Source organism: Paenibacillus sp. JJ1722 (assembly GCF_048282685.1).
GTDB classification, from domain to species: Bacteria; Bacillota; Bacilli; order Paenibacillales; family Paenibacillaceae; genus Paenibacillus; species Paenibacillus polymyxa_B.
Genome location: NZ_CP182500.1, coordinates 949508 through 976052 on the forward strand (window position 1 = coordinate 949508; position 26545 = coordinate 976052).

28 protein-coding genes and 1 pseudogene are annotated in these 26545 nt (G+C 46.0%); 23 read left to right on the forward strand and 6 right to left on the reverse strand.

What is annotated here, in order from left to right:
- Nucleotides 1-64: 64 nt before the first annotated feature.
- Nucleotides 65-717: pseudogene (locus ACM1ND_RS04355) on the reverse strand (SdpI family protein).
- Nucleotides 714-1025, reverse strand: a complete 312-nt coding sequence (locus ACM1ND_RS04360; RefSeq protein WP_013308820.1) for an autorepressor SdpR family transcription factor — start codon at nucleotides 1023-1025, stop codon at nucleotides 714-716. The pseudogene ACM1ND_RS04355 and the gene ACM1ND_RS04360 overlap by 4 nt, the downstream one beginning before the upstream one ends.
- Nucleotides 1026-1242: 217 nt before the next feature.
- On the opposite strand from ACM1ND_RS04360, the gene ACM1ND_RS04365 reads away from it, so the two are divergent.
- The 10 genes from ACM1ND_RS04365 (at nucleotide 1243) to ACM1ND_RS04410 (ending at nucleotide 11716) form a co-directional block, all read left to right on the forward strand.
- Complete coding sequence (locus ACM1ND_RS04365; RefSeq protein WP_418027096.1) at nucleotides 1243-1854, forward strand: alpha/beta hydrolase; 612 nt, start codon at nucleotides 1243-1245, stop codon at nucleotides 1852-1854.
- A 73-nt stretch (nucleotides 1855-1927) separates the two neighbouring features.
- Nucleotides 1928-2152: a small acid-soluble spore protein Tlp gene (gene tlp, locus ACM1ND_RS04370; protein WP_013308822.1), complete on the forward strand. Its 225-nt coding sequence runs from the start codon at nucleotides 1928-1930 to the stop codon at nucleotides 2150-2152.
- Between the two features lie 240 nt (nucleotides 2153-2392).
- Nucleotides 2393-3685, forward strand: a complete 1293-nt coding sequence (locus tag ACM1ND_RS04375; protein ID WP_418027097.1) for an ABC transporter substrate-binding protein — start codon at nucleotides 2393-2395, stop codon at nucleotides 3683-3685.
- Nucleotides 3686-3712: 27 nt separating this feature from the next.
- Nucleotides 3713-4675 (forward strand): carbohydrate ABC transporter permease, encoded by a 963-nt coding sequence (locus ACM1ND_RS04380; protein ID WP_023987071.1) that lies wholly within the window; start codon nucleotides 3713-3715, stop codon nucleotides 4673-4675.
- A 3-nt stretch (nucleotides 4676-4678) separates the two neighbouring features.
- Nucleotides 4679-5518, forward strand: a complete 840-nt coding sequence (locus ACM1ND_RS04385) for a carbohydrate ABC transporter permease (protein WP_029517136.1) — start codon at nucleotides 4679-4681, stop codon at nucleotides 5516-5518.
- Nucleotides 5519-5852: 334 nt separating this feature from the next.
- Nucleotides 5853-7139 (forward strand): threonine ammonia-lyase IlvA, encoded by a 1287-nt coding sequence (gene ilvA, locus ACM1ND_RS04390; RefSeq protein ID WP_053326531.1) that lies wholly within the window; start codon nucleotides 5853-5855, stop codon nucleotides 7137-7139.
- Between the two features lie 220 nt (nucleotides 7140-7359).
- Nucleotides 7360-8334 carry a glycoside hydrolase family 43 protein gene (locus ACM1ND_RS04395; protein WP_013308827.1) on the forward strand — a complete coding sequence of 325 codons (975 nt, stop codon included), beginning with the start codon at nucleotides 7360-7362 and terminating at the stop codon, nucleotides 8332-8334.
- Between the two features lie 260 nt (nucleotides 8335-8594).
- Complete coding sequence (locus tag ACM1ND_RS04400) at nucleotides 8595-9614, forward strand: FecCD family ABC transporter permease (protein WP_418027996.1); 1020 nt, start codon at nucleotides 8595-8597, stop codon at nucleotides 9612-9614.
- Entirely contained in the window at nucleotides 9614-10639 is a 1026-nt protein-coding gene (locus ACM1ND_RS04405) for an iron ABC transporter permease (RefSeq protein WP_338533245.1), read from the forward strand. The genes ACM1ND_RS04400 and ACM1ND_RS04405 overlap by 1 nt, the downstream gene beginning before the upstream one ends.
- Nucleotides 10640-10768: 129 nt before the next feature.
- Entirely contained in the window at nucleotides 10769-11716 is a 948-nt protein-coding gene (locus tag ACM1ND_RS04410) for an ABC transporter substrate-binding protein (RefSeq protein ID WP_418027098.1), read from the forward strand.
- A gap of 161 nt (nucleotides 11717-11877) precedes the next feature.
- Here the strand turns inward: ACM1ND_RS04410 and ACM1ND_RS04415 are convergent, their stop codons facing one another.
- Complete coding sequence (locus ACM1ND_RS04415) at nucleotides 11878-12309, reverse strand: hypothetical protein (RefSeq protein ID WP_013308831.1); 432 nt, start codon at nucleotides 12307-12309, stop codon at nucleotides 11878-11880.
- Nucleotides 12310-12506: 197 nt separating this feature from the next.
- Between ACM1ND_RS04415 and ACM1ND_RS04420 the strand changes: the two genes are divergently transcribed.
- The 3 genes from ACM1ND_RS04420 to ACM1ND_RS04430 all read left to right on the forward strand — a co-directional run bounded on the left by ACM1ND_RS04420 (nucleotide 12507) and on the right by ACM1ND_RS04430 (nucleotide 14786).
- Nucleotides 12507-12806: a hypothetical protein gene (locus ACM1ND_RS04420; protein ID WP_069080217.1), complete on the forward strand. Its 300-nt coding sequence runs from the start codon at nucleotides 12507-12509 to the stop codon at nucleotides 12804-12806.
- A gap of 271 nt (nucleotides 12807-13077) precedes the next feature.
- Nucleotides 13078-13902 carry an alpha/beta hydrolase gene (locus tag ACM1ND_RS04425; protein ID WP_023987080.1) on the forward strand — a complete coding sequence of 275 codons (825 nt, stop codon included), beginning with the start codon at nucleotides 13078-13080 and terminating at the stop codon, nucleotides 13900-13902.
- 92 nt (nucleotides 13903-13994) lie between these two features.
- The gene (locus ACM1ND_RS04430; protein ID WP_023987081.1) at nucleotides 13995-14786 is read left to right on the forward strand and encodes a dioxygenase; all 792 of its coding nucleotides are present in this window, start codon (nucleotides 13995-13997) and stop codon (nucleotides 14784-14786) included.
- Nucleotides 14787-14859: 73 nt separating this feature from the next.
- Here ACM1ND_RS04430 and ACM1ND_RS04435 read toward each other — a convergent pair whose 3' ends face one another.
- Entirely contained in the window at nucleotides 14860-15783 is a 924-nt protein-coding gene (locus ACM1ND_RS04435; RefSeq protein WP_071559278.1) for a hypothetical protein, read from the reverse strand.
- A gap of 215 nt (nucleotides 15784-15998) precedes the next feature.
- The gene (locus tag ACM1ND_RS04440; protein WP_053324664.1) at nucleotides 15999-16517 is read right to left on the reverse strand and encodes a DoxX family membrane protein; all 519 of its coding nucleotides are present in this window, start codon (nucleotides 16515-16517) and stop codon (nucleotides 15999-16001) included.
- A 248-nt stretch (nucleotides 16518-16765) separates the two neighbouring features.
- On the opposite strand from ACM1ND_RS04440, the gene ACM1ND_RS04445 reads away from it, so the two are divergent.
- The 7 genes from ACM1ND_RS04445 to corA all read left to right on the forward strand — a co-directional run bounded on the left by ACM1ND_RS04445 (nucleotide 16766) and on the right by corA (nucleotide 23616).
- Nucleotides 16766-17860 (forward strand): DUF3048 domain-containing protein, encoded by a 1095-nt coding sequence (locus tag ACM1ND_RS04445; RefSeq protein ID WP_069080215.1) that lies wholly within the window; start codon nucleotides 16766-16768, stop codon nucleotides 17858-17860.
- Between the two features lie 188 nt (nucleotides 17861-18048).
- Entirely contained in the window at nucleotides 18049-18663 is a 615-nt protein-coding gene (locus tag ACM1ND_RS04450) for a DUF47 domain-containing protein (protein ID WP_007428879.1), read from the forward strand.
- Nucleotides 18664-18677: 14 nt separating this feature from the next.
- Nucleotides 18678-19667 (forward strand): inorganic phosphate transporter, encoded by a 990-nt coding sequence (locus tag ACM1ND_RS04455; protein ID WP_023987085.1) that lies wholly within the window; start codon nucleotides 18678-18680, stop codon nucleotides 19665-19667.
- Between the two features lie 240 nt (nucleotides 19668-19907).
- A complete protein-coding gene (locus ACM1ND_RS04460; protein ID WP_023987086.1) occupies nucleotides 19908-21356 on the forward strand; it encodes an amino acid ABC transporter substrate-binding protein/permease in 1449 nt (482 codons plus the stop codon).
- Nucleotides 21349-22077, forward strand: a complete 729-nt coding sequence (locus ACM1ND_RS04465) for an amino acid ABC transporter ATP-binding protein (RefSeq protein WP_418027099.1) — start codon at nucleotides 21349-21351, stop codon at nucleotides 22075-22077. Before ACM1ND_RS04460 ends, ACM1ND_RS04465 begins: the two co-directional genes overlap by 8 nt.
- A gap of 229 nt (nucleotides 22078-22306) precedes the next feature.
- A complete protein-coding gene (locus ACM1ND_RS04470; RefSeq protein ID WP_081047445.1) occupies nucleotides 22307-22453 on the forward strand; it encodes a GNAT family N-acetyltransferase in 147 nt (48 codons plus the stop codon).
- A 203-nt stretch (nucleotides 22454-22656) separates the two neighbouring features.
- Nucleotides 22657-23616 carry a magnesium/cobalt transporter CorA gene (gene corA, locus ACM1ND_RS04475; RefSeq protein ID WP_160788977.1) on the forward strand — a complete coding sequence of 320 codons (960 nt, stop codon included), beginning with the start codon at nucleotides 22657-22659 and terminating at the stop codon, nucleotides 23614-23616.
- 6 nt (nucleotides 23617-23622) lie between these two features.
- On the opposite strand, the gene ACM1ND_RS04480 is transcribed toward corA, so the two are convergent.
- Nucleotides 23623-24138 carry a tyrosine protein kinase gene (locus ACM1ND_RS04480; RefSeq protein ID WP_075153753.1) on the reverse strand — a complete coding sequence of 172 codons (516 nt, stop codon included), beginning with the start codon at nucleotides 24136-24138 and terminating at the stop codon, nucleotides 23623-23625.
- Nucleotides 24139-24364: 226 nt separating this feature from the next.
- Between ACM1ND_RS04480 and ACM1ND_RS04485 the strand changes: the two genes are divergently transcribed.
- The 3 genes from ACM1ND_RS04485 to ACM1ND_RS04495 all read left to right on the forward strand — a co-directional run bounded on the left by ACM1ND_RS04485 (nucleotide 24365) and on the right by ACM1ND_RS04495 (nucleotide 26498).
- Nucleotides 24365-24655 carry a YerC/YecD family TrpR-related protein gene (locus ACM1ND_RS04485; protein WP_007428885.1) on the forward strand — a complete coding sequence of 97 codons (291 nt, stop codon included), beginning with the start codon at nucleotides 24365-24367 and terminating at the stop codon, nucleotides 24653-24655.
- Nucleotides 24655-25443, forward strand: a complete 789-nt coding sequence (locus tag ACM1ND_RS04490; RefSeq protein ID WP_076159981.1) for a sirohydrochlorin chelatase — start codon at nucleotides 24655-24657, stop codon at nucleotides 25441-25443. The genes ACM1ND_RS04485 and ACM1ND_RS04490 overlap by 1 nt, the downstream gene beginning before the upstream one ends.
- A gap of 173 nt (nucleotides 25444-25616) precedes the next feature.
- Nucleotides 25617-26498 carry a diacylglycerol kinase gene (locus ACM1ND_RS04495; protein WP_013308843.1) on the forward strand — a complete coding sequence of 294 codons (882 nt, stop codon included), beginning with the start codon at nucleotides 25617-25619 and terminating at the stop codon, nucleotides 26496-26498.
- Nucleotides 26499-26545 lie beyond the last annotated feature (47 nt).

Below are 26545 nucleotides of genomic sequence, written 5' to 3' on the forward strand. Positions count from 1 at the left end.
CCTAATTCTACGTTTACGTGGATTGGGAGGTTCCTTTTTTAGGTTCAGGTTTGGCTTTGTCTGCTTACTGGTTTAGCTTACGATACAACAAGAGAGAATAGAGTATGGGAGAGATGACGGATATGATCAGCATGGATAGAAAAATGACCGTTCCCGCCACTCCATCGACCCATGCCGCCACCAAACCCGAAGCACCACCGAGCATCATCATAGGTCCACCGAAACGGTGCGTTTTACGCCATACCTCGGGGTTAGACAGAGTCCACGGAGTGCGGATACCGAAGGTATAGTTCGGCTGCACCTGAGTCATATAATTACCCATCACCAGCAGCAGCAGGCCTATTACCCCAAAATTATAGTATTCATTTGCAGTCGTATGTTCAGGTTATACAGCAGCATCCCCCATCCAGCTACAGCCAGAACCAAAGAAATACCTGCACGCGTAACTTCATAGGCTTTTGAAAATTTCTCATAATTAGCTCTGTTGGGGTCCATGTAGCGTGCCAATCGAATGACCAGCGGTACTAGACCCAACAGCACGAGCATGATAATAGAACCACTTTTGCTCATATACCCGTCTGCTGTATTGTCAAAGCCAAAATGCGAGGCTAGAACATTGGGAAGTCGGTCGTACAGCAATATAGCTCCTATCGCAGGTGATAAGGCAATCAAAGTCGTCAAAACATCCGTAAAGCCCCAAGGTGTTCGCAATTTCATTCAGATCCCTCCGTATCCTTGATATGATTCACATTTTTCTGGGCAGGGGTATCGGAGTGGGCGATGCTGAACATCCAACCGATGACATCCGCCACAACCGTTGTATGCAGGGTGTAGATAATGTTTTGCCCCTGTCGTTCATCCAGCACCAGCCCAGCCTGCTTCAGGATATTGAGATGGTGGGAGATGCTGGGCTTACTAATTTGAAAATGTTCAGCCACTTCACCTGCGCTCATACTTTTCTCCTTTAAAAGCTGTAAGATTGTACGCCGGGTCGGATCAGCCAAAGCTTTGAAGGCATCGTTCAAAATACATTTCCTCCTTTAGATATTTAGATAATATTCTAAATATCTAACACCATAGTAAAATAGAGCTATACTACATGTCAATGGAACAAGGCATCATTTTAGAAAAAAGATGTAGATCAGACTAATTAGGTTTGTAAAAGGCAGCGAAGTTGGCTATAATTAATTTATACTAAAAATAAGAATCTTAATTTAAAGAAAAAATGAGGAGGAAATATAAATGAAACACGTATTTCGTAAAGGAAATCATCCGCAAGCCCCGGTTATTTTGCTGTTGCATGGTACAGGCGGGAACGAACAAGACCTGATACCTTTGGCTGAGATGGTAGCACCGGGAGCTTCTGTATTAGGCGTGAGAGGAAATGTGCTGGAAAATGGGATGTCGCGTTTCTTTCGCCGTTTGGCAGAAGGAGTGTTCGACATTGAGGATCTCGTATTTCGCACCAAAGAACTGAGCGAATTTGTGGACACAGCTGCAGAGCAATACGATTTTGATCGTAATAACGTGGTGGCTCTTGGCTACTCCAATGGTGCAAACATAGCCGCCAGCATGCTCTTTCACGATGCAAAAGCGTTACGTGGAGCTATTTTACACCATGCAATGGTGCCGTTGCGTGGGCTGGATTTGCCCGCTTTGAATGGTATCCCTGTATTTTTGTCTTCCGGTGAGAATGACCCCATTGTTCCAATTTCGGAATCTCAGGAGCTGCAAGCATTATTGGAAGGGGCCGGAGCGCAGGTGGAAGCATATTGGGAACGAAATGGTCATCAATTGACTCGGACTGAAGCCGTAGCCGCAGGAAAGTGGTTTGGGGAGCATTTTAATGCATAAAATGCTCCGATAGCGATCAAGCTACGGATTAGCGCTCTACTGAGCGACCCCATAATTAGGAGGCGACAAACGAATGGCAAAACCAGATAATCGAGCCGATAATGTTGAACATTTGCAACAAAGTATTCAGAACACACAGCAGAACCTGCATGAAGCTGAAGGATATCTAAACGAATTTTCCTCTGAAATCAGCAACGAGGAGCGTAAGCAGATCGAAGAAAAAAATAATCGTCGTAAAGAAAGTATTAGATCATTTCGGGAAGAAGTAAAGGACGAAGCAGCCCATTCCCAAGAGTAGTTAAAAAAGCGAGGCCCAACTTCGAGTTTCAATTCGAGTGGGGCCTCTTTTTTATGCAAAAATCATCATAGCCTCATTCAATTCATTTTCCCCCTATAATGCAAAGGAGACGCTAATCTGCGTTGAAAATAAATATTTTATAAATAATGTTGTTGTAAACTAATTTGTGTTGATGTTAAATAATAAAAGAAAGCGCAATCATTTACGAATTAGGATTTCATCATGCGAAGGGGGAAGGATATGCTGCTGCGAAGAAAACGCATGGCTTTGATGCTTATGGCGGTGGTTTTGATGGCTGGACTGCTGCAAGGCTGTTCTTTCAAGACCGATGAAAAGGATGGGCCGGGAACAGAACTTGTATTATGGACGTTCAATGAACTGCATGAGAAGTTTTTTCTGCAAATGGCTGACCAATGGAACCAACAGCACCCTGATGAATTGATTAATTTGAAAGCGAATACATTTCCTTATGATAACCATCACAGTAAGCTGTCGATTGCACTGCAATCGGGGGTGGGAGCGCCGGATATCGCGGATATCGAGGTGAACAAGATCGGTAATTTCCTCAAAGGCATACCGCAGCTGGTCCCGCTCAATCCGGTGATTGACCCCGAGATCAATAACATTGTGCCTTCCAGAGTACAGATTTACGGCAAAGACGGTAAATATTACGGCATTGACTTCCACGTTGGGGCCGAAGTGATGTACTACAATAAAGAGATTATGGATCAGGCGGGGGTAAACCCGGATTCCATCGTCACCTGGGCAGACTATGCTGCTGCAGGCAAGCAAGTACTGGCGAAAACAGGCAAGCCGATGGCGACCTTAGAAACGAATGACCTGTGGAGCTATTGGCCGATGATCTCCCAGCAAAATTCAGATTTTCTGGATGACAAGGGCGAGTTGACGTTGGATAACGAAACCAATATTAAAACACTCGAGTTTCTTCAACAGATGATAAAAGACAAAATCGCTATTCCCGCACCGGGCGGCGGGCATCACATGGAGGAATACTACGGATTTATGAACAAAGGTGGGGCCGCTTCGGTATGGATGCCGATGTGGTACATGGGGCGTTTTACGGATTACATGCCTGACCTGAAAGGTAAAATCATCATCAGACCTATGCCGGCGTGGGAAAAAGGCGGTTATCGCTCAGCGGGTATGGGTGGAACCGGAACGGTAGTCACGAACCAATCGCAGCACCAGGATCTGGCGATGCGCTTTCTGGCCTTTGCCAAGCTATCCAAGCAAGGGAATGTGGAGATCTGGAAGCAGCTAGGTTTTGATCCCATCCGTAGTGAAGTGTGGACGTTGCCGGAAGCCAAAGCCAAGAATAAATTTACGGATTATTTCGGAACGAATATTTTTGACACGCTCATCGAAGTCAAAGATGAAATCAATGCGGTGCATATTGGACCGAAAACGCCTGATATCGCCAGTGCTGTGCGCAATAAAATACTTTATCGGACACTACAGAATGGCGAAGATCCAGCCACGGTGCTACATGAGCTGGCAGATGAACTGAGATAGACCCCAACAGGAAAGGGAGTGAGATTCATGGCAACGCCCGTTCATACGAACGCTAATGTACCGACAGGTCAGCCGCCACAGCCTCAGCGTCCGACCAGAAGCCGATGGAGTCGCTTTATTCATTCCAGCCGTACGGCACCGTATGTGTTTGTCCTTCCATTTTTACTGTCCTTTGCGCTATTTTTTGCCTATCCGGTCATCTCGACAGTCATTATGAGCTTTCAGGAAGTTCTGCCAGGGATAACAACTTATGTTGGACTGGAGAATTATAAGGACTTAATCAATCCTACGTTTGGAAAGGCGATATTGAATAGCGTCCTGTATACGTTGCTTACCCTGGTCGTGCTGATTCCTCTGCCGCTGGTATTGGCGGTATTGCTGAATTCGCCTAAAATGCCGGGCAGAGGGTTGTTTCGCTCCGTGATGTTTATCCCTGCACTAACCTCAGTGGTGGTAGCAGGAACGATCTTCCGCCTCATGTTCGGGGAATTGGATGGTTCGCTGATGAACTCCCTGTTGGGGGTATTCGGTCTGGAGCCTTACAAATGGCTAATGAACGCGAACACCGGCTTTTTAGCGTTGATCGTGCTGGCCTTGTGGAGATGGTTAGGCGTGAACATGCTGTATTACATGTCGGGACTCCAGAACATTCCTCCCGAGTTGTATGAAGCTGCGCAGATTGATGGAGCCAGTCGTTTCGATTCATTTTGGCGGATTACGATTCCTATGCTGAAACCAGTGACGATCTACGTATTTACGATTAGCATTTATGCGGGGTTATCCATGTTCACGGAGAGCTACATGCTGTGGAACGGAAATAACTCCCCGAACGATATTGGTTTAACGATTGTTGGCTATCTCTATCGCCAAGGTCTGGAGCAGAACAGTATGGGCTTTGGAGCTGCGGTAGGCATTGTATTGCTTGTATTTACACTCGTGCTGAACCTGATCCAGCTCAAATTTTTCGGCATGTTCCGGAAGGAGGATTAAGCGATGGCCCAGAAACAAAAAGGCTCGTTATCCGCATTGCTCGTTGTCCTGTTCATTCTGTTTGCCGGGTTTGCCCTGTTTCCGCTATTTGCCGTGACGCTTGCCTCGTTCAAGCCATCGACGGAGCTGTTGCGCTACGGATTGAATCTTAAGCTGGAGTGGGACATCATGTCCCTGAAAAACTATGCGTTCATCTTTCAGGGGACGACGGATTATTTTCAATGGTACTGGAACAGTATTGTTATTACCGTCTTGTTTACGGTGTTATGTCTGATATTGTCCGCGATGGTAGGCTACGGTCTGGAGATGTACCGTTTTAGATTGAAAAATGTGATTTTCACACTGGTGCTGGTCGTGATGATGATCCCGGTAGAAATTATCATGCTGCCGCTCTACAAGCTAATGATTGGCATGAAGCTGATTAATACAGTATGGGGCGTAATTCTACCCTTCGTCGTCGCGCCGATCCCGATCTTTTTCTTCCGTCAATATTTGAGTGGTGTTCCCAAGGACTTCATGGATGCTGCGCGGGTTGACGGCTGTTCAGAATATGGCATTTTCGTGCGGATTATGATGCCTCTGATGGCGCCTGCATTTGCGGCAATGGCTATTTTGCAGGCGATGAACAGTTGGAATAACTTCCTGTGGCCGATGATTGTATTACGTACCAACGACATGCTGACACTGCCAATTGGACTGTCCAGTCTGCTGACGCCGTATGGCAACAATTATGATGTGCTGATCGCGGGATCCGTTTTGGCTATTTTACCGATTCTCGTCGTGTTCCTGTTCTTCCAGCGTTACTTTATTGAAGGGATGACGGCAGGCGGAGTAAAAGGATAATCGGAAAGGTATTAAATAGAGCAATGGAATACAAGAAATGTGCAACGTCAGAAAAGGCTGATCGGGCATTGTCCCGGTCTGCCTTTTTTTAGATTCGATTGATTTTCATTCTCATTTTCATGACTATCATCTGCACAAGCTATGGGTAAACGTGGTATGATATTTGAAAGATTTCAAATACAGTACTTTGCATAATTCGATTCCTAACGCTCAAAAGTACAATATATAGACGAACTAAACCGTTTCGATCTGTATATTGCTGATTTGAAATCGCTCTTGGGATTTATGCAAAATGCTCAAATACAGAAATATTCAGGCGGAGCGTGGAGAACCTATGGAACCAACAGAAACCCAGAAAACTGACCCGACCATGGCGTCAACCGTTGGCATGGAGGATATTGTACGAGCGCATCATATGCTGCGTGAGGTGATTGTACGTACACCTTTACAGAGGGATGCCGTCCTATCGGCCAAATATAACTGTAATGTGTATCTGAAAAGAGAGGATCTCCAAGTCGTGCGGTCCTTTAAAATCCGTGGAGCTTACAACATGATCCGTAGCTTGACCCCTGAGCAAATGGAAAAAGGAATCGTGTGTGCGAGTGCAGGGAATCATGCGCAAGGTGTGGCTTTTTCATGTAATGCTCTTGGTATCCACGGTAAAATATTTATGCCGAGTACAACGCCCAATCAGAAGGTGAAGCAGGTTCGTCGCTTTGGCGGTAACAGTGTAGAGGTCATTCTGACCGGAGACACGTTTGATGATGCCTATGACGAGGCCATGAAGGTGTGCAGCGAGCAGGCAATGACCTTCATCCATCCGTTCGATCAGCCGAAAATTATTGCGGGTAATGGTACGATTGCGATGGAAGTGATGGAGAGCCTAGATACACCTATGGACTATGTGTTCGTAACGATTGGCGGCGGCGGTTTGGCGGCAGGCGTAGGTACGTATGTTAAAACCGTGAGTCCGTCCACCAAGGTAATTGGCGTGGAACCCCTCGGCGCGGCGTCGATGACGGAAGCGATGCGTGTGCACAAGGTGGTTACACTGGATCAAATAGACAAGTTTGTTGACGGAGCTGCAGTGAAGCGTGTGGGTCAGCTGACATACGATATTTGTAAGCATACCTTGGACGATATTGTGAAGGTACCGGAAGGTAAAGCATGTACCGCGATTCTGGAGCTGTATAATGAAAATGCGATTGTTGTGGAGCCTGCGGGTTCACTGCCTGTTGCAGCACTTGATCTGTATCGCGAGCAGATTCAAGGCAAAACGGTTGTCTGTATCGTCAGCGGTGGTAACAACGATATAGATCGTATGCAGGAGATTAAGGAACGGTCCCTCATTTACGAAGGACTGAAGCATTATTTTATGGTGAATTTCCCGCAAAGAGCTGGGGCACTGCGTGAGTTTCTACAGGATGTGCTTGGACCAGACGACGATATTACTAGGTTTGAATATACGAAAAAGAATGATAAGGAAAATGGACCAGCTCTGGTCGGCATTGAGCTGTTCCACAAGGATGACTATCTTCCTTTAATTGAACGAATGAACCGCAAGGGGCTTAAATATACGGAACTGAACAAAAACGAAAATCTATTTAATATGTTAATTTGAAAAGGAGCCTACGGGCTCCTTTTTTGTATCAGGATTTTGCAAAATCCTCGTATGTATAGTGTTATGCGTAGTTTATGAATTTCTTTTTATTTGAAATAAAGCGTTTACAAAACTGAAGTTGATAGGTTAATATATGGGTAACTTCATAAGTATAAACACTAATGTAATAGGTGTGTCACCTGAATTTCATTATAAGATACTCATTCGGAGGTGCGAAAGAATGTTGAAAGCATGGAAAAAATCAGTACAGAGTAAATTGACCCGAACGGCGTTTGCTGCCGTAACCTCGGCTGCTTTAATGCTGTCAGTGATGCCATCTGCATCCGCAGAGCATTGGGCGTTAACTGGCGATGTGGCAGTGCATGATCCGTCCATTACGAAGGAAGGCAACGCATGGTATATTTTCTCTACAGGGCAGGGGATACAGGTTCAAAGATCGGACGACGGACGCAATTTTTACAGATTGCCGCAAATATTTCTGTCGCCGCCATCATGGTGGAAAACGTATGTACCTAAGCAAAAGACTAACGATGTATGGGCACCGGATGCTCAAAAGTACAATGGACGGGTATGGCTGTACTATTCCATTTCTACTTTTGGTGCCCGGACCTCGGCTATCGGACTAGCTTCCGCAACGAGCATTGGCGCGGGGAGCTGGAGAGATGATGGACTAGTGCTGCGTACGACGGATGCTAACGATTATAATGCTATTGACCCGAATCTCGTCATTGACGCTTCCGGTAACCCGTGGCTTTCCTTTGGTTCATGGAATTCAGGCTTGAAAGTGACTCGACTGGATAAAAATACGATGAAGCCTACGGGCCAGATCTATTCTATCGCCAAGCGTACGGCTGGTGGTTTGGAAGCGCCACATGTTACATACCGCGACGGCTATTATTATCTGTTTGCTTCCATTGATAACTGCTGCAAAGGCGTAGACAGTAATTATAAGATTATTTACGGTCGCTCTACTAGTATTACCGGACCGTATGTGGACAAGAGCGGCAAAAGCCTGATGGATGGCGGTGGAACGATACTGGATGCAGGGAATGACCGTTGGAAGGGACCGGGTGGACAATCTGTCTATAACAACAGTGTGATTGCACGTCATGCCTATGATGCCACTGATGGTGGAAATCCAAAGCTTCTGATTAGTGATTTGAAATGGGATTCGGCAGGCTGGCCTACGTACTAAAGAGAGGACCGTTTGGAGTCATTTGTGCAGTAAAATCATATAGATATATTCAAAAACTGTTCCTCCTAAGGGGGAACAGTTTTTGGCTTGCAATGTCATAGAAACATGCTATTATGTATCAAGTTGATAATAATTATCATTATCGTTATAAGAGACGTGATGATTTTCAGGTATGGAGGGAGTGACCTCACCAAATGCAGTCCAAAGACAGCATGGACAAACATACAGCTCTGACAGAGAGGGCAGTTCCTGAAGTAGACATAACAGCACGTCCAGTGCTTCGAGCGGGTAGGGTTCGGCAGGCGTTGTTGTTCACAGCTTCGGCTGTATTGTTGGCTTTGACCATATTCGCCGCCATTTCTCTAGGAGCCAAGGACTTGACCGTAAGCACCGTGTGGTCGGCAGTATTCCACTATGATCGTTCGCTAATGACCCATCAGATCATTCACGAGCTGAGATTACCGCGTGTACTTGGTGCAGCAGTTATTGGAGCTGCGCTGGCGGTGGCAGGCTCTCTGATTCAGGGTATTACACGCAACCCGCTGGGAGATACAGGTGTGCTGGGCATTAACGCAGGAGCGATGTTTGTAGTTGCAGTGAGTTTTGCCTTTTTCCCCAATCTACCTTATGGGACGTTAATTGTATTGTCGTTCCTTGGTGCGCTGATGAGTACCTTACTAGTATTTGGTCTGGGAGCATCTGCACCGGGAGGATTGACACCTATGAGATTGACGGTGTCTGGAGCTGTGACGGCTGCCTTGTTAGGTTCCATGACTTCGGGGATTGCGATTTATTTTGATCTAAGTCAGGATTTAGCCTTCTGGTATGCGGGTGGTGTAGCCGGGATTAAATGGTCGCAGCTTGAGATTCTTGCACCAATTTTGCTTATTGTGATCGTCTGGTCTATGGGGCTGGCACGTTCCATTTCGCTGATTTCGATGGGCGATGAGGTGGCGTTAAACCTTGGGTTGAATCTCAGGCGTATCCGGCTTTTGGGTCTGCTGACTGTAGTGGTACTGGCCGGCCTATCTGTATCGGCTGCCGGAGCCATCGGCTTTGTAGGTTTGGTTATCCCACATATCGCTCGCAAGCTAATCGGTGTGGATTATCGCCAGATCGTGCCGCTGTCTGCGTTATTGGGAGCCGTATTACTGGTGCTGGCAGATTTGGGAGCGAGAATGGCAAATCCGCCAGAGGAGCTAGCTATTGGGATTATGGTGTCTTTTATCGGAGTACCCTTTTTCCTCTTTCTCGCCCGTAAGGAAAGGAGGGATTTATAGTGAGTCGCTCTTTAGGGATTGGGGACACAAGAACGAAAAAGGCTTGGCTCGTTTGTTTGGTATTGGCGGGGATCAGCTTTGCTGTCCTTGTTTTGGGTTTGAATACCGGAACGATTCGTATTCCACCGCTACGTGTGCTGGATACGTTGTTTGGCGGTGGCAACGGACGTGATCATATCGTTCTGTTCGAATATCGTCTGCCACGTATTGCTGTAACGGTGCTAGCTGGAGCGGGACTAGGCGCAGCCGGGGCGGTCATGCAAGGCTTGTCACGGAACGCACTTGCTGATCCGGGAGTGCTCGGTCTTCATGCGGGGGCTGCGTTGGGACTGGTGATGTTCGTTAGCTTTTTTCGCGACCTGGACGGATCGGCCGCCGTTCTGATCCCCTTGTTTACCTTTGCAGGAGGTGTCATTGCGGCGGTGCTGATTGTTTTGTTGTCCTATAACCGCAACAGAGGAATCGTGCCCGTGCGTCTGATTTTGTCCGGCATCGGTGTAGCCTCGGGCCTTAGCGCCATAACGCTGTATTGGTCGTTGCGGCTGGATGAGGATACATACGCATTTACTGCACGTTGGTTGGCTGGCAGCGTTTGGGGCCGGGACTGGATACACGCAGCGGCTTTGCTGCCTTGGATAGTCATTGTATTACCCTACGTTCTGTCGCAGACGCGCAGTCTGAACAATCTGTCGCTGGGTGACGAGACTGCAGCTGGAATCGGTACAAGTGTGAAGCGTCAGCGCCTGATACTGCTGGGCGCAGCCGTGGCTCTATCCAGTGCCAGCGTATCCATGGCCGGAGGCATCGGTTTTATTGGGCTGATTGCGCCTCATCTGGCTCGCCGTCTGGTTGGGCCGATGTACCAGCATTTGCTGCCAGTAGCCTGTTTGGTCGGGGTCGTTATTCTGGTCACCGCAGACACGATTGGGCGTTCGGTGTTTCAGCCGAATGCGATTCCCGCAGGTGTGGTGGTTGCTGTGGTAGGAGCTCCGTACTTTTTATTCCTGTTGTCCCGAACAAAATGACAGAAGGAATAGGTACATATGAAATCATATGATGCAAATGATGCAACCCGCTGAAATTAATAACTAAGCAGAAGCCTTCTATATTGATCATTATAATGTAGAGTTTCTGTAGTATAGGAGAGAGTAATCATGAGAAAGCACAAATTTGAGGGTTCAGATTTTAAACGTTCATGGGTAGTCACAACTCTTGTTGTATGCATGATCATGCTGTCCGCTTGCGGACAAGCAGCCGACAAACAGGCTACAGATACGAAAGCGGCTGGCAGTGCGCAGACAACCATTAGTGCGGATTCACGTATTGCTTCGATGTCTATTCATTTGACGAACAACCTGCTGGCATTGGGCATTACTCCGGCTGGTTCGGTCATTGGTGGAGATGTGAAGGATTTTCTGCCCCATGTAAAAGATCGTCTTCAAAGTACCCGTAAGCTAGGTGTTGTCACAGACCCGGATATGGAAGCGGTATTGGAACTTCAACCTGATCATATTTTTTTGGACAAAAAATATTCGGGAACCGATGTGGCCAAGTTTGAAAAAATTGCGCCGACCGAAGTTTTTGATCTGGATGAAGGCACATGGAAGGATCAATTGAAAAAAATAGCTGCTATGGTCAAACATGAAGCACAGGCAGACGCATTTCTAAAAGATTATGATACACAGAAGGAACGAGTCAAAAAGCTGATTCATTCAAAAATTGGGGACGGAACGGTTATGGCTGTACGTGTGACTGCGAAAGAGGTTCGTGTTATGGGGATGAAGCGTCCCGTAGGACCGCTGTTGTATCAGGACTTGGGCTTGAAGCCAGCCAAGGGTGTAGAAAAGATCAACAAGGCTTATCAAGTTGTTTCCCAAGAGGTTTTACCGGATTATGATGCCGATGCGATCCTTGTTATCATCAGTAAAGGCGTTGATGCCCAAAAGGTATACAAACAGCTGGAAGGAAATACAGTATGGCAAGGTCTCAAAGCGGTGAAGCAAGGGCATGTCTACATGTTGGACGGACAGCCTTGGCTGGACTATTCCGCGATGGGACATAAAATTGCTCTGGATAATGCAGAACAACTATTTTCCAAATAAGTTTTAAAGTATATCAAGCCGTATTCCCCCATGCAGCTTCTTGCAGGCCAGGAATACGGCTTTTTGGCGCACGCTCAAGCTGTAAGTCGGTTGCCTGATCGAAATGAAAAGGAGCTGCTATGATCCAAAATGAGGCAGCTCCATATAATGAGAATTGCGGGCTATGAACGCTTTTTACGCAGAAAAATCGGTTTGAGTCCAATAAAGCCGATGGCGGCGAGAATTAAATTTACCCAAGGTGAGATCCTGAATACCGGCAGTACACTGCGCAGCGCCAGTCCGGCGACAAGAATCACGACAACTAACACAACATACATCAAGATGGATTTGAGATTCATCTGGGGCTTTACAGGGGCATGGTCTGGCTGTTGTGTCTCCTCGCCTTCTTCGGGACGGTCCATAAAATTCATCAGGGCTTCAACGAGTAGAATGGCTCCTGCGGCGATGATGATAAGGGTGGATAGGCTGATTTTTTCAAAGGGTTTGATATCCCCACCTGTAAAGGTGACAAACCATCCGATAATTGCCTGTGTCAAAAAAAACATAGACAAGGCAATCCATGCAATAAGCGTATAATTTTTTGCTTTATTCATTTCTTCCTCCTGCTTTATGAGCGTATCCCGAGCTGATGGAACCGCCATTTCGTAACAAAGACAGTATACGTGAGGAAGCGTCGGATGGCAAAAGACTTTATCTATAAAATGTATATTACCGCTGCATTCTCCTCAAACTGGATACAGGGTGAGCACATAGAGCAACCTGAATATAAACGTTAAGAGGGTGTGGCATCATGAAACTGGAGAACCAGGCAGATTATTCAGTCCAAAAACGATTGGCAAACGCTTCGAACGGGAATAGCGGGGTGGCCTCGTCTACAAATGTGAGTCACCGGAGTGTTCAAGGAACTTCTCCAACCTACCGTATACTGGACGATATTGAAGTGGCTGAGGATACAGAATTTGCGGGTGAACTAGGTGCACAGAACTACCGCAGCCTGTGGCATGAGGATGAACATAACGGCGCCTCTTGTAAGCTGGAGTGGGAGGGACGAACGGAGACCCACCAAATGTTTAGGAACAGCTACGAATAACGAATGTCTACTTTAATGTAGTGGATGCACTCTAATAAGTGTAGTATAGCGTTCTCCGGAATCGCATCGGGGAGCGCTATTTGTTTACTTTTTTAACGATGTGAACTGACAGGTTGACAAGGAAGCAGGGCGATGATAGACTGATTTTACTATAAAACTTATTAAACTTATCGGAATTAAAGTGAATGAATATCCTGGATGGATATTCCACGTTACTATATGAGCTTGAATTCATAAATGTGTAGTGAAGCTTGAAACAGGGGGAATCAGGATGGAACGGCAAATTGGAATTCGCTTTGAACATGAAGAGCTGGCCGCAACAATTCATTATCCAAACCGTACAAATGAGGGAGAGCGTCAGAGACGAGTTCCCCTCGTTGTTATATGTCACGGTTTTGTGGGCAATCGTATCGGAGTAGATCGATTATTCGTCAAGACTGCGCGTGAACTGGCCGAAGGGGGATACTTTGTCCTGCGCTTTGATTTTGCCGGTTGTGGGGAAAGCACAGGTGAATACGGCAAGCAGGGGCTCGAATCCATGATTAATCAGACACGTACCGTGTTGGATTACGCCGTCAATTGCGCGGACATTGACCCGACCAAGGTGACGCTGATCGGTCACAGTCTGGGGGGCGCGGTTGCCCTTCTCACAGCCGTACGGGATAAGAGAGTACAAAATCTGGTTCTTTGGTCAGCAGTGGGCTATCCATTCAACGACATCGTCAAAATTACGGAGCGAAGCGTGTACGATGAGTCTGTTAAAACCGGTCATGCCGACTATTTGGGCTATAAATTTACGCCTGCTTATTTTGAGTCGTTAGCTCAATTTCAGCCGTTCCAGGAGGCCGTTAAATTTAACGGAGATGTGCTCGTTGTTCATGGCACCTCGGATGATATTATTCCTGTGGATTATGCATTTCTGTTTCAAAAGATATTCTGGATGCGTCCAGAGGGACGCTGTGATAAAGAGATTATTTTCCAGGGGGATCACACTTTCTCGTCAGGTAAAGAGCGGCAACGGCTCATTGATCGGACACTTGAATGGCTGGATGAACAGGAAAATATTCAACGGGATTGGCAGCACTGGATGATCTGATTTCAGTGTGTAACGGATTGTATTGGAAATTGCGCCTCCGCCGGAGTAAAATGGAAGAGTAACACTATACTGGCGTGTGGAGGTTGGCAGCGATGACATTACCCTCAATTTTTGTTGCGCATGGTTCACCGACACTGGCTGTAGAAAATAACGCATATACCAGCTTTCTTGCAAAGCTGGGCGCGAGCCTGCCCCGACCCAAAGGAATTGTCATTTTTTCCGCGCATTGGGATAGCCCCGATCAATGTATTGGCGCGGATGATCAGCATGCAGCGTTGCACGATTTCTATGGCTTTCCCGAAGAAATGTACTCAATCGATTACCCTGCACCAGGCGATCCGAAGCTGTATGAGGAGATAGAGCATCTGTTCAGTCAGCATAACCTGTTCCACCAGCCGGTTCGGAACCGAGGACTGGATCATGGAGCATGGGTGGTTTTGCGGCATATATATCCTGATGCGGACATACCGGTCGTACCCTTGTCCATTGATTCTCGGCGCGCTCCCCAGGAGCAATACGAGATTGGACGGATGCTGGCGCCTTTGCGAGAACAAGGGATTTTGATTATCGGTAGCGGCGGATTGGTCCACAACTTGCGGACACTCAAGCAGACGAGTGAGCCAGCCGATTGGGCCGTTCAATATGATGACTGGATTGCACAGCAGCTCCAAGACTGGAATTTGCGTCACCTATTCCAATATGACAAGAAGGCTCCATATGCCAAACAGGCGGTACCTTCTTATGGAATAGAGCATTTTTCACCTTTGTTTTATGCGATGGGGGCTGCGGATCATGAGCGCTCTGCGCATAAGCTTTTTCAGTCGTATGTCCTTGGCTCGTTGAGTCTCAATTGTTGGGCTTTTGGTCAAGAAAGTGATACGTAAATGTAAAAAAAGAACTTCCGAATCCACATGGTGTGTGGGAATGGAAGTTCTTTTGTGTATTTTGCGTCTTTGATTAATTAGAAGGCACGTTCTTTTTTAGCCAAGTGGATACCTGCGTAGTACGCTGATCTCCATTTTGATCCAATAGTGTCATAAATGCTTTCAGCTTTTGAATGTAGGTACTCTTCGAATCCATATTACGTTGAACGACGAATTGATACCCTTTTTTGGCATTCGGATGAATCTTTCCGGTATCATAATCGAATAATGGCGTATTGTTCGTGCCATAGAAAGTATAGAAGAAGTACAGATCGTGCAATTTTTTTATAGCTTGTGTACGGTTGGAATGAGGATATTGGTTTAAAAATGCCTCCTGTGCCAGCACTCGTCCGGCTAACTGTTGATAGCCGATACGGAGCGCGGCATCCTTGGTAGCCGCCTGTCCGGATTCCATCGCCATGATGTCAATATAGCTGCGGATATCTGTCGTGGTGTGCTTCCCGAAGACTTTATATTTTTCATAGTTGATGACTGGGTAGTACATGCCTTCTGCAGTTTCAAGTTTGTAGCCGGCATCTCTTGTTTGAGTTAGCAACTTTTTCAGGTTCACATCGCTTGAACGGCTGATTACATTTGTGAACGAATCACCGGGTTTATAGATTTGATTTATTTTGGTTTGAACAGAGGCCGGGTATAAGGTCTTTGCATAGGAATCCAATTGCTGGTTCTGTGCATTTTCCAGATGAAGCACCATGATGGTAGCTTGAGAGGCTGGAATGGTTTGAATATGCTTTTGCAAATAAGTGAATGCCTGAGGTAGCTTGCCGGGTTGGCGTAGTAGCTGCTCGAAGGTCTTGGAGATATGTTGTACACTTTCTGCCTGAGATGTCATAGTAGACGTCGCTGCTTTGGCTGATGTCGTATATCCCAATCCCATAGTTTGCACTGTGAAAGTTACGGCTGCGAGCATGAGATAGGCTTTGGTAATTTTTTTCATGATATAACCCTCCATTACGTTCTTTGATGTAACTGTAGTGTATAGGGTAAATGTATCGTGAGCATTCCATGTTGTATCCAACTTGTAAACGTTTGGAGGGGATGATGAATCCGATAAAAGAGTCCGAGTTAGAAGGAGCTGAAAGACCTCTTGTGAGCATAACAGCACAAAAAAAATAACCATTACCCCGGAGGATAACGGTTATTTTGGGATGTTTAAGCTATTTTTCGACTAGGGTCCGCTGGAAAGGTATCTTTATTTTTACGAAACAGTCCACGCAGGAAGGGCAGTACCCAATGGTCAAAGCCAATTCTTCCGGCATTTGCACCAGCAACTACAAGGAAGATTTCAAACAGCAGGTAGATTGCATTGGTGCTTACTGTACCCGAGAACAGGAACGAGAAGTTCATAACCATAGCCATCAAAGCAGCCAGTGTAGTCAATGTACCGAGAAGCAGGCCAACTCCTACCAAGAACTCACCCAATGGGATCAGGACGTTGAACAAACCTACATTCGGCAGGGCAAAGGCTTCCAGGAACGATCCCCACCAGCCTTGTACAGCGGGATGGTCTCCACCTGTTTTAGCAATGGCCCCCGAGATAAACCCGCCTGCATCAAATCCACCTGTCAGCTTTTCAAGTCCGTGGGTCATCCATTCATACCCTAGATAAACCCGTACTACAGTCAGCAACCACATTGCGACTTTGTTCTCACGTAACCAGCTGTTAAACATTCAAACCACTCCTCTTTCTTAATCTATAATGTTGGTTGTATTTCATTTTGTTGGGATGATCATCTTTGCTACACCTTTATTGTAGTAGGTTCAGTTACAGTTATTTGTGATAAAAATCACAAAGTCTAAATATTTTTTAAATTTTAATGTCTTCAGATAAGTATTCTATAGATTGGTCATGCTTCAATCAAGACAAAAACAGGAAATAAAGCTTATAATGAGAAAAATAACTAAGTGGAGGGATGAACTTGTCCGGGCCCATTTCCCAACGAAATCATTGGTTGCGTGTGATGGCCTCAGCTCTGTTATGCATGACGCTGATGTCTTGTTCTGCTATGTCCAATACGGGTGAATCTGAATCCGTTCCCCAACTGACCAAGCAAGAAACAGAGAAGGAGGCACTTGAACCGCCGAAGGAGCAGTCTATTCCGGCATTTACAGCTCCGCTCACCGGTCTTCCGGTGGAGCAGCCAGTTTTGGAGCGACCGCTCGCTGTCATGATCAACAATGCTCCGGCTGCACGTCCACAGGCAGGACTTAGCCAGGCAGACATGGTATATGAAGTTCTTGCAGAAGGTGGGATTACCCGTCTGGTCGCTTTTTTCCAAAGTCATGGCGGAGATGTAAAGATCGGACCGGTCCGTAGCATTCGGCCGTATTTGATTGAGCTGGGCGAAACCTATGGTGCGTTGCCGATACACGCAGGGGGAAGCACAGATGCCTATGCAATTTTACAGCAGCAGCGGAAGGAACATCTGGATGAGATTTCAAATGGAGGGGCTTACTTCTGGCGAAGCAAAGATCGTCGTCCTCCACATAATTTATACACAGACGTGAACAGACTGCGCAAAGGAAGCGATAGTAAAGGGTATGCCAAGCAGACGGACGTTCCAGTATATTCTTACCTCAAATCCGGTGAAACCCCAGTTATGGTGGACGAGACTGCAGCATCTTTACAAATCCGGTTTTTGCTTAAAAGCTATCGGGTATCTTATACCTATGATCCAGCGGATCAACAATATAAGCGTTTTGTGAACGAAAAGTCACATGTGGATCAAAATAATAACCAACAGCTCTCAGCAGCCAATGTCATTGTGATGAGCGCTAGACATCGAACGTTGGATGATGTAGGCAGATTAAGTGTTGAGTTGGACGGTAGCGGAGAGGCCATGGTGTTTCAACAAGGACGGTTAATACAGGCTGAGTGGCAACATACACCAGGCGATGCGATTCGTTTTATGAAAAATGGGGTTGAAATCCCGTTAACACCAGGTACATCCTATATACATGTGGTACCTGCAGATACTTCACTAAAGGAACATGTAACCATAGAAGCAAATTAGAAAACGAAATACACCTTTTTAGGGAAAAAATGTCGGATAATGACCTTCCATGTCGGGCAATGTATACGTATATCATGAAATTTGCTTTTACAAACATTACAAAAACATTGATGAGTGTGATAAGATAGCAAAGGTTGTCTATTGCAGTCGAAACAGGTTGCGGATATTTTCGTAAAGGGGTAATCGTTATGAGATTGAAGAAAAAGGATATATTCTTCGAGACGTTGGAAAATATGGCAGATACGATCGTGCAAGCAGCTGATTATTTTGCCCAACATACTTCAAATCTTCAGGATGTAACTTTGTTTACAAATGAAATGAAGAAGTATGAAAATAAGTGTGATGATTACACACACACGATTATTACTGAGCTGAACAAGACCTTCATTACGCCGTTGGAACGCGACGACATCATGGAACTGACAACAACCATGGATGATGTGTTGGACGGTCTTGAAGCGACGGCTTCTCGTTTTTATATGTACAATATTACGGAGCCGGACGAGTATATTGTGCAGTTCGCTGATATTTTGCGTCAATCAGCTTACGAAATTCAGAAAGCTGTGCATTTGCTTTCACAGAAAAAATTGCTGGCCATTCGTGAATACACTATTCGCCTGAATGATTTGGAAAATCAGGGGGATGAATTGTTGCGTATTTGCATTAAAAACCTGTTTGCAACTGTAACTGACCCTATTGAACTGATTAAACGCAAAGAATTGTACGAACGCCTTGAAACGACAACGGATTCATGCGAGGATGTTGCAAATATGCTGGAATCCATCATTATGCGTAACTCGTAAGGGAGTCCTTTTACATGGATACAAGTTTATTGGTATTAGGTATTGTTATTTTTCTTGCTCTGGCATTTGATTTTATTAATGGTTTTCATGATACGGCGAACGCGATTGCAACTTCGGTATCGACCCGTGCATTGACCCCGCGACGTGCGATTATTATGGCTGCGGTCATGAACTTTCTCGGGGCAATATTGTTTACAGGGGTTGCGAAGACCATTGGTGGAAGTGTCGCTGATCCAACCAAGCTTACGAATGGAATTGATATCGTCATTGCGACGCTGATCGCTGCGATTATCTGGAACCTCTTAACCTGGTGGTTCGGTATTCCTTCATCCTCTTCTCATGCATTGATTGGTGCATTGGCTGGAGCGGTGTATGTAGGTGCAGGATCGGATAAATTAAACTGGAGCGGCTTCATCGGGATTGTCGAAGGACTTATTTTCTCCCCGTTGATTGCTTTTGTTGTCGGTTACATCGTGATGATGATTTTAAAATATATCTTCGCTCATCGTAGTCCGCATACGGTGAACAAAGGGTTTCGTACAATGCAGGTCATTACAGCAGCGCTTCAGTCGTTCACGCATGGTACGAATGATGCTCAAAAGGCGATGGGGATTATTACATTCGCACTCGTTTCGGCGGGGTATCAGGACCATTTGGAAGTACCCATGTGGGTAAAAATTTCAGCCGCAACAGCGATGGCGCTGGGTACGTCTATCGGGGGCTGGAAAATCATCAAGACGATGGGAACCAAGATTTTTAAAATCGAGCCAATTAACGGATTCGCAGCTGACATTTCGGGAGCCTCTGTTATTTTCACAGCTACATTGCTTCATTTGCCCGTAAGTACTACTCATGCCATTACTTCGGCTATTTTGGGTGTGGGTTCTGCGAAGCGCTTTTCCGCTGTGCGCTGGTCGCTGGCCGGTCGAATTATTATTACTTGGGTGATAACCATACCGATTGCTGCACTGTTATCTGGATTGATTTTCAAAATTCTTTTTTAGTTCATTATTATTTCTTGAAAAAAAGGTACACACTATAGAATACACAATAAGCTTCCGTCCGCTTTTTGCGGCAGGGGCTTATTGGCATTCTGGGATAAAACTGCTTCTTCAAAGTTCACACATCCAGATAGTTCCATGAAACGTTTTTCAAAAAATACCTGACATCAAAGTAGTCAATTTTTAATAACTCCTGTAGAATAAACAGAAAACTTTGAACCGTTCAACTGACTGGAGGAAATTATGCAAAAATCTAGAAAACTAATAGCACTCATGATTTGTTTGTTTTTTGTGGTTGCCCTGGCCGGTAATTTCGGTGTAGTGGCACATGCAGAAAATAAAACAAAGTATGATATCGGCACGGATACAACGTTCGCGCCTTTTGAGTTTGAAGATGTAGATGGTAAATTTGTCGGTATCGACATGGATTTGCTGGCAGCTATTGCCAAGGATCAGAATTTTGAATATACCATTAAGCCCCTTGGCTTTAACGCGGCAGTGCAGGCTCTTGAAACGAATCAAGTGGATGGTGTCATTGCCGGGATGAGTATTACCGATGAACGTAAGCGGAAATTTGATTTTTCCGAGCCTTATTTTGATTCAGGCGTCGTCATGGCGGTCCGCAAGGATAATGATACGGTTAAACGCTATGAGGACTTGAAAGGACAGCGTGTCGCTGTCAAAACAGGAACGGAAGGTTACACATTCGCAGAATCCATTAAGGCCAAATACGGCTTTACTACAGTACCGTTCGACGATTCTTCTCAAATGTATGATGAAGTTAAAACAGGTAATTCGGTTGCCTGCTTTGATGACTATCCGGTACTGGCATACGGTGTAAACCAGAATAACGGCCTTAAGCTGGTAACAGATAAGGAAAAAGGTGCTTCTTACGGGTTTGCTGTTAACCAAGGCAAGAACCAAGAGTTGCTGGAGAAATTTAATGCAGGGCTTGTTAATCTGCGCAATAGCGGGGAATACGATAAAATTTTGGCTAAATACCTTGGCGAATCGGGCAAAGGTGTGGCGCCTGTAGAAACCAGCCGCTGGGGCCTGATTTCCGCTTCGCTGCCTTCGCTGATTAAGGGCATGGGAAATACGTTGCTGTACACACTTGTATCTTTACTCGTAGCCTTTATCCTAGGGTTGGTGTTTGGCTTTATGAAAGTAAGCCATAACAAGGTGTTCCGTGGTATTGCAACTGTATTCGTCGATATATTCCGCGGTATTCCGCTGATCGTGCTTGCTTTCTTTATTTACTTTGGTATTCCACAGGCACTGGATTTCAAAATGCCGCTTTTTGTTGCGGCTGTATTGACGTTATCCCTGAATGCGGGTGCGTATGTAACTGAGATTATCCGTGGTGGTATTCAGTCCATTGATCCGGGACAAATGGAAGCAGCTCGTTCGCTTGGTCTACCCTATCGGACGGCTATGCTTAAAATCATTTTGCCACAAGCTGTGAAAATCATGATCCCGTCGTTTATCAATCAGTTGGTTATTACGTTGAAGGATACGTCCATTTTGTCTGTTATCGGTTTGGTCGAATTGACCCAATCGGGTAAGATCATTATTGCGCGGACATTCCAATCCTTTGATATTTGGCTGGTAGTAGCGGTGATGTATCTTATCGTCATTACAGTCCTGACCAAAATTTCCAACCGTCTTGAAGGGAGAGTTCGCCGTGGGTAAAATAATCGTTAAAAACCTGAAAAAAAGCTATGGTAGTAATCAAGTGCTAAAGGGCATCGACATGCAAGTACGTGAAGGCGAAGTTGTGTGTGTCATTGGCCCGTCTGGTTCGGGGAAAAGTACGTTTTTGCGTTGTATGAACATGCTTGAAGAAATTACCGCAGGTGAGGTCATTGTCGATGACTACAACTTGAGTGACAAAAACGTGGACATTAACAAAGTCCGTGAAAATATAGGTATGGTATTTCAACATTTCAATCTGTTTCCGCATATGACTGTGCTCAAGAACATTATGTTCGCGCCGACTGAACTGGGCAAACAGTCCAAGACAGAGGCCCGGGAAATTGCTATGAAGCTGCTGGATCGTGTAGGTTTGGTCGATAAGGCAGATGCATTGCCAGGACAGCTTTCCGGCGGTCAGAAGCAGCGTGTGGCGATTGCACGTGCGCTGGCAATGAACCCAGACATTATGCTGTTTGACGAGCCTACCTCGGCGCTCGATCCTGAAATGGTGGGCGAAGTGCTCGGCGTAATGAAAGATCTGGCGCGTGAAGGCATGACGATGATGATCGTAACGCATGAGATGGGTTTTGCACGCGAAGTAAGCGACCGTGTCGTGTTTATGGACGGTGGTTACATCGTAGAAGAAGGAACGCCACAAGAGGTATTTGGTAATCCGAAAAATGAGCGGACCATTAGTTTCTTGGAGAAGGTATTGTAAGTGGGACAGGGTTTACGTTGAGCGTAGATAGAGCTGAGAGTGCCGCTCCGCGTTCCATTTGATCTTTCGATCGCTGTTGCCCCTGGATTTTTTTGGATTATATAAGATCTTATAAGGTGAAAATTCAGGGGCAAAGGCGAGCGCTGTCGCTTCTACAGATTCAAATGGACCGCTACGCTACGACTCGCTGATTGCTCCTTTTCGTGCAAAGAGCCTGCCTCACTCTTGAATGAGTGGGTATAGGGGAAGAGAGCGAGATGAAGATTACGCGCGTATCGTCGTTTTTGTGATGGATTCAAAACATCGTAATAAAGGCATCGGCAAGGCGTTAAATCAGGAAGCGGAAGCTTGGGCTAAAGGAACGGTTTGGATATGAAGCGACAAGCACGGGGTTTGTGAAAAAGATTTAATTATAATGAATTGATTATTTTATAAGGATATCTTGGGAGGCATGTTGGCCCGGAGATATCCTTTTCTTTATTAAAAGGAATTTAGAACTTGAGATTTGTATAATGTTAATTGGCTTATATAAAATATAAATAACATATCAGACGGAAGTGTAAGCGAGGGGGACGTACGGTGATACGTACATTGGCTATAGGTCATGATCATCAGGTAACAGTGGGAAAACCATTGGATCAGATCGTCATGGAGGATTATATATGGATGTGGGTAGATTTTAGCGAGCCTACAGATCGCGAGACGGAGCTGCTGACGAGTTATTTTCATTTTCACCCATTGGCTGTGGAGGATTGTATGCATGTTCTGCAACGTCCCAAATTGGATTATTACGAGGATGTGCAGTTTCTGGTCGTGCATGCGCTTGATGTAGATACGTTAGCTGCGGAAGAAGTGGATATGTTTATTAGCAGTCGTTTTTTGGTTACATATCACCATCATGAGTTAGAGGAGCTGGATCAAGCCTGGGAGCGGATTGTCCAGCATGCGAATGAACGCAAAATATGGTCGCGAGGACCGCTGGCTGCAGCCTACACGGTGATGGACAAGTTGGTAGATAACTATTTTCCGAGCCTTTTTATGATTGAGGATGAATTGGCCGAGCTGGAGGGCTTGGGCGGTCGCGAATCCGTAGAGGAATTAATGAAGCAGGTATTTGACCTGCGTGGCAGGCTGCTCAAGCTGCGCCGTACCATCGTACCCATGCGTGATCTAATGTACCGAGTTTTGAATTCGCAGCATGTGCAGGGCCAAGGAGATCATATGGCTTATTTTACCGATATATATGATCATTTATTGAAGCTGACAGACATGCTGGAGGCCGACCGCGAGATGACAGCCGACCTGAGGGACAGTTATATATCGCTCAATTCCAATCGCATGAATTCAATTATGAAGACGCTGACCGTAATTACGACCGTTTTTATGCCCTTGACGCTGATTGCAGGAATCTATGGTATGAATTTTTCGAATATGCCCGAGTTGGGCTGGAAATATGGATATTTTGGTGTACTGTTCTTCATGTTTTTGTTGAGTGTTGCAATGGTGATCTGGTTTATGCGCCGAGGCTGGTTCAAATAGTATAGTCTACTTTCTTTTGCGTTTGCGCGGACGTCTGCGCGTGGTGGTGGTGCTTTTGCGCTGTGTCTTTTTCCGACGTGGGCGTGGTGGTGTGTATTCATCCAATTCCTCGGCGATATCTGTTGCAGAATTTTTGCTCGCGGATTTGCCGAATGCTGGGAGAGAGCCCATAATCAGCTTCGCCATTGGAGCAAATTGCTGCACACTGGACATGACCTTTTGCACCTTGCCGACCGTAGCAACAATTCCATCAATACCACCCATACGGTCAATGAAGCCTTTGATTTCGTTGAGATTACTGAGGTTGCCAAGACCTCCAAGCAGTCCTCCTTTGGCTGGAACCGGGTCTGGTGTGACCACGGCAGAATCCGTAATACTCGCTGGCGCCTCGTAAGGAACCAGCCCGGAAGAACCGGCTTGCGGAACCTCGTTGTATGGATCGAGTCCGGGATAAGGAGATGAACTATACGGATCGGAAAGGGAGCGCTGTAGCGGCCTCCGATGATAGTAGTGTCCAGGCATGAGATCACATTCCTTTGCAGGTTGATACTCTACTGTATGTTACAAACGCACAGTGGGTTTAGGCGCGTGTCCCGAAATCAGGTATAAAAGCGGATTTGGGCATTCGTACGGTACGTTTCTATGGTCATAATGTTGTTCTGTAATGCGTGAAACCGTTAATGCTTGAAAAAGCGACTATTCCTCGGGTACAATGAGGAGAGATCGTAACCTTGGGAGATGATAATCCATGCAGCTTAAGAAGCTTAATGATAAAAGTATTGATCAATTGTTCGAAGCTATTTTAACTCTTAAAAATTTGGAAGAGTGCTATGTATTTTTTGATGATCTGTGCACGATTAATGAAATTCAATCCCTCTCCCAACGTCTGGAGGTTGCCCGCATGCTAGGCAAAGGCAGCACATATAATCAGATTGAAGCAGAGACAGGGGCCAGTACAGCCACCATTTCACGTGTTAAACGTTGCCTGAACTATGGTAATGATGGGTATAAAATGACTTTGGAACGTCTGGGACGCTAATGCGGAGCCCTGGGATACTGGTAATCAGCCACGGCTCTAGGGAGCCTTATTGGGTGGAACAGGTGGATCAGGCAGTTGCAAAGCTCTATTTGCCGGAAGAAATACCGGTGGAGGTTTCATTTTTGGAAACGGTTAAAGAAAGATTGATTCAAAATGGTATTGACCATCTGGAAGCCTTGGGTGTAACAGATATATTGGTTATACCTTTGTTTGTGTCATCAGGCAGTACGCATGTAGATGAGATTAGCTATGCGCTGGGTGTCAAAGATGCGCCGGACAAAGAAACAGATTTGAAGCCGTTTCGAATGAAGGCGCGAGTACATTTTGGCAGCCCGCTGGATGACGGAGAAGATGTTGCCCGTATGGTGTGGGACAAGGTTCGCCCGCTATCGGCCGACCCTGCGAGAGAGGTTATTTTACTCGTAGGTCACGGCAGTGTGCACAACGGCTTTTTTCAGCGCTGGGAGCAGGGGATTTCTTCCTTGGCCCGTACGGTGCAAAGCGTGAGCGGTATCATCACGGACCACGCTTTGCTAAATCCCGAGAGTGTGTACGACAAGGCAGCGTATTGGAATCAGGAGCGGGGTCATGATGTTATTGTGGCACCGCTATTTTTGAGTTCTGGATATTTTACAAGCCACATAATTCCTAAACGCTTGCAGGGGCTCGAATACCGTTATTCAGGAGATCCTTTATTGCCGCATCCTTTGCTCACAAGCTGGATGGATAGACAAGTTCGTGAATTATTGCAAAGTGTGCAGAAGCAAGCAAGGTCAAGTCATAGGTAGTCTAGTTCGGCTATAGCGTCATCTTAGCCTTAAATTTCCTTATTTGGGCAAAGTCTGGCTTCTTTTATTGTAAAAGAGGTCTTTTTCCAGTATGATGATATTTTGTACAGACTGAATGTGATGAACTGCTATGTGAATATAAATATCATTAAATATACGGGTGGCGTAACGGAATGAAAAGAGCTAGATTAATCTATAATCCGACCTCTGGGCGTGAGGAAATGAAGCGTCGTCTTGCGGATGTTTTGCAGCGCCTGGATGAAGGTGGTATTGAAGCCTCTTGCCATGCAACTACGGGTGAAGGGGACGCAACGCGTGCCGCAATAGAGGCCATTGAGCGTGGGTATGACATGATTATCGCCGCTGGTGGCGACGGTACATTGTATGAGGTCATTAACGGGATGGCTGAAAGAGAAAACCGCCCGCCCCTGGGTGTGTTTCCTTTGGGGACGACGAATGATTTCGCCAGGGCACTAGGCATCCCCAAGCACTGGGAGGATTATTGCGACCTAGTTATTCGTCAAAATCCGAAGCCACTGGATATCGGAAAAGCGAACGACCGCTACTTTATCAACATTGCAGGCGGGGGAACTTTAACCGAGCTTACGTATGAAGTTCCGAGCAAGCTAAAAACGATGATTGGCCAGTTGGCGTACTATTTTAAAGGTATGGAGAAGATGGTAAGCCTTGCTCCACAGGAGCTGATCATCAAGGCATCGGGTCAGGAAGTGATTCACGACGAGTTTATGCTCTTCCTGATTGCGAATACGAATTCGGTGGGCGGGTTTGAAAAGCTTGCTCCCGGGGCGACAATAGATGATGGGCTCCTCGATGTCATCGCTGTGCGGAAATGCAATCTGGCGGAAATGATCCGGTTGGTAACACTTGCGCTGCGTGGTGAGCATTTGCAGGATAAGAAGATTGTTTATTTTAAAACAGATTACATGGAAGTGACCTCACCCGGCTACGTCCAGCTTAATCTGGATGGCGAACTGGGCGGTACCTTGCCAGCGACTTTCCGGAATTTACCTCATCATTTGAATGTTTTCCGGTGAGGAATGATGAGGAAATACTTCTGCTTCCGGGCGGCAACGCAATATAG

Excerpts from the sequence above, each read along its gene's own strand:
- ACM1ND_RS04365 (WP_418027096.1), top strand. The coding sequence starts at position 1,243 with ATGAAACACGTATTTCGTAAAGGAAATCATCCGCAAGCCCCGGTTATT.
- tlp (WP_013308822.1), top strand. The coding sequence starts at position 1,928 with ATGGCAAAACCAGATAATCGAGCCGATAATGTTGAACATTTGCAACAA.
- ACM1ND_RS04375 (WP_418027097.1), top strand. The coding sequence starts at position 2,393 with ATGCTGCTGCGAAGAAAACGCATGGCTTTGATGCTTATGGCGGTGGTT.
- ACM1ND_RS04380 (WP_023987071.1), top strand. The coding sequence starts at position 3,713 with ATGGCAACGCCCGTTCATACGAACGCTAATGTACCGACAGGTCAGCCG.
- ACM1ND_RS04385 (WP_029517136.1), top strand. The coding sequence starts at position 4,679 with ATGGCCCAGAAACAAAAAGGCTCGTTATCCGCATTGCTCGTTGTCCTG.
- ilvA (WP_053326531.1), top strand. The coding sequence starts at position 5,853 with ATGGAACCAACAGAAACCCAGAAAACTGACCCGACCATGGCGTCAACC.
- ACM1ND_RS04395 (WP_013308827.1), top strand. The coding sequence starts at position 7,360 with ATGTTGAAAGCATGGAAAAAATCAGTACAGAGTAAATTGACCCGAACG.
- ACM1ND_RS04410 (WP_418027098.1), top strand. The coding sequence starts at position 10,769 with ATGAGAAAGCACAAATTTGAGGGTTCAGATTTTAAACGTTCATGGGTA.
- ACM1ND_RS04415 (WP_013308831.1), bottom strand. The coding sequence starts at position 12,309 with ATGAATAAAGCAAAAAATTATACGCTTATTGCATGGATTGCCTTGTCT.
- ACM1ND_RS04420 (WP_069080217.1), top strand. The coding sequence starts at position 12,507 with ATGAAACTGGAGAACCAGGCAGATTATTCAGTCCAAAAACGATTGGCA.
- ACM1ND_RS04425 (WP_023987080.1), top strand. The coding sequence starts at position 13,078 with ATGGAACGGCAAATTGGAATTCGCTTTGAACATGAAGAGCTGGCCGCA.
- ACM1ND_RS04430 (WP_023987081.1), top strand. The coding sequence starts at position 13,995 with ATGACATTACCCTCAATTTTTGTTGCGCATGGTTCACCGACACTGGCT.
- ACM1ND_RS04435 (WP_071559278.1), bottom strand. The coding sequence starts at position 15,783 with ATGAAAAAAATTACCAAAGCCTATCTCATGCTCGCAGCCGTAACTTTC.
- ACM1ND_RS04440 (WP_053324664.1), bottom strand. The coding sequence starts at position 16,517 with ATGTTTAACAGCTGGTTACGTGAGAACAAAGTCGCAATGTGGTTGCTG.
- ACM1ND_RS04450 (WP_007428879.1), top strand. The coding sequence starts at position 18,049 with ATGAGATTGAAGAAAAAGGATATATTCTTCGAGACGTTGGAAAATATG.
- ACM1ND_RS04455 (WP_023987085.1), top strand. The coding sequence starts at position 18,678 with ATGGATACAAGTTTATTGGTATTAGGTATTGTTATTTTTCTTGCTCTG.
- ACM1ND_RS04460 (WP_023987086.1), top strand. The coding sequence starts at position 19,908 with ATGCAAAAATCTAGAAAACTAATAGCACTCATGATTTGTTTGTTTTTT.
- ACM1ND_RS04470 (WP_081047445.1), top strand. The coding sequence starts at position 22,307 with ATGAGTGGGTATAGGGGAAGAGAGCGAGATGAAGATTACGCGCGTATC.
- ACM1ND_RS04480 (WP_075153753.1), bottom strand. The coding sequence starts at position 24,138 with ATGCCTGGACACTACTATCATCGGAGGCCGCTACAGCGCTCCCTTTCC.
- ACM1ND_RS04485 (WP_007428885.1), top strand. The coding sequence starts at position 24,365 with ATGCAGCTTAAGAAGCTTAATGATAAAAGTATTGATCAATTGTTCGAA.
- ACM1ND_RS04490 (WP_076159981.1), top strand. The coding sequence starts at position 24,655 with ATGCGGAGCCCTGGGATACTGGTAATCAGCCACGGCTCTAGGGAGCCT.
- ACM1ND_RS04495 (WP_013308843.1), top strand. The coding sequence starts at position 25,617 with ATGAAAAGAGCTAGATTAATCTATAATCCGACCTCTGGGCGTGAGGAA.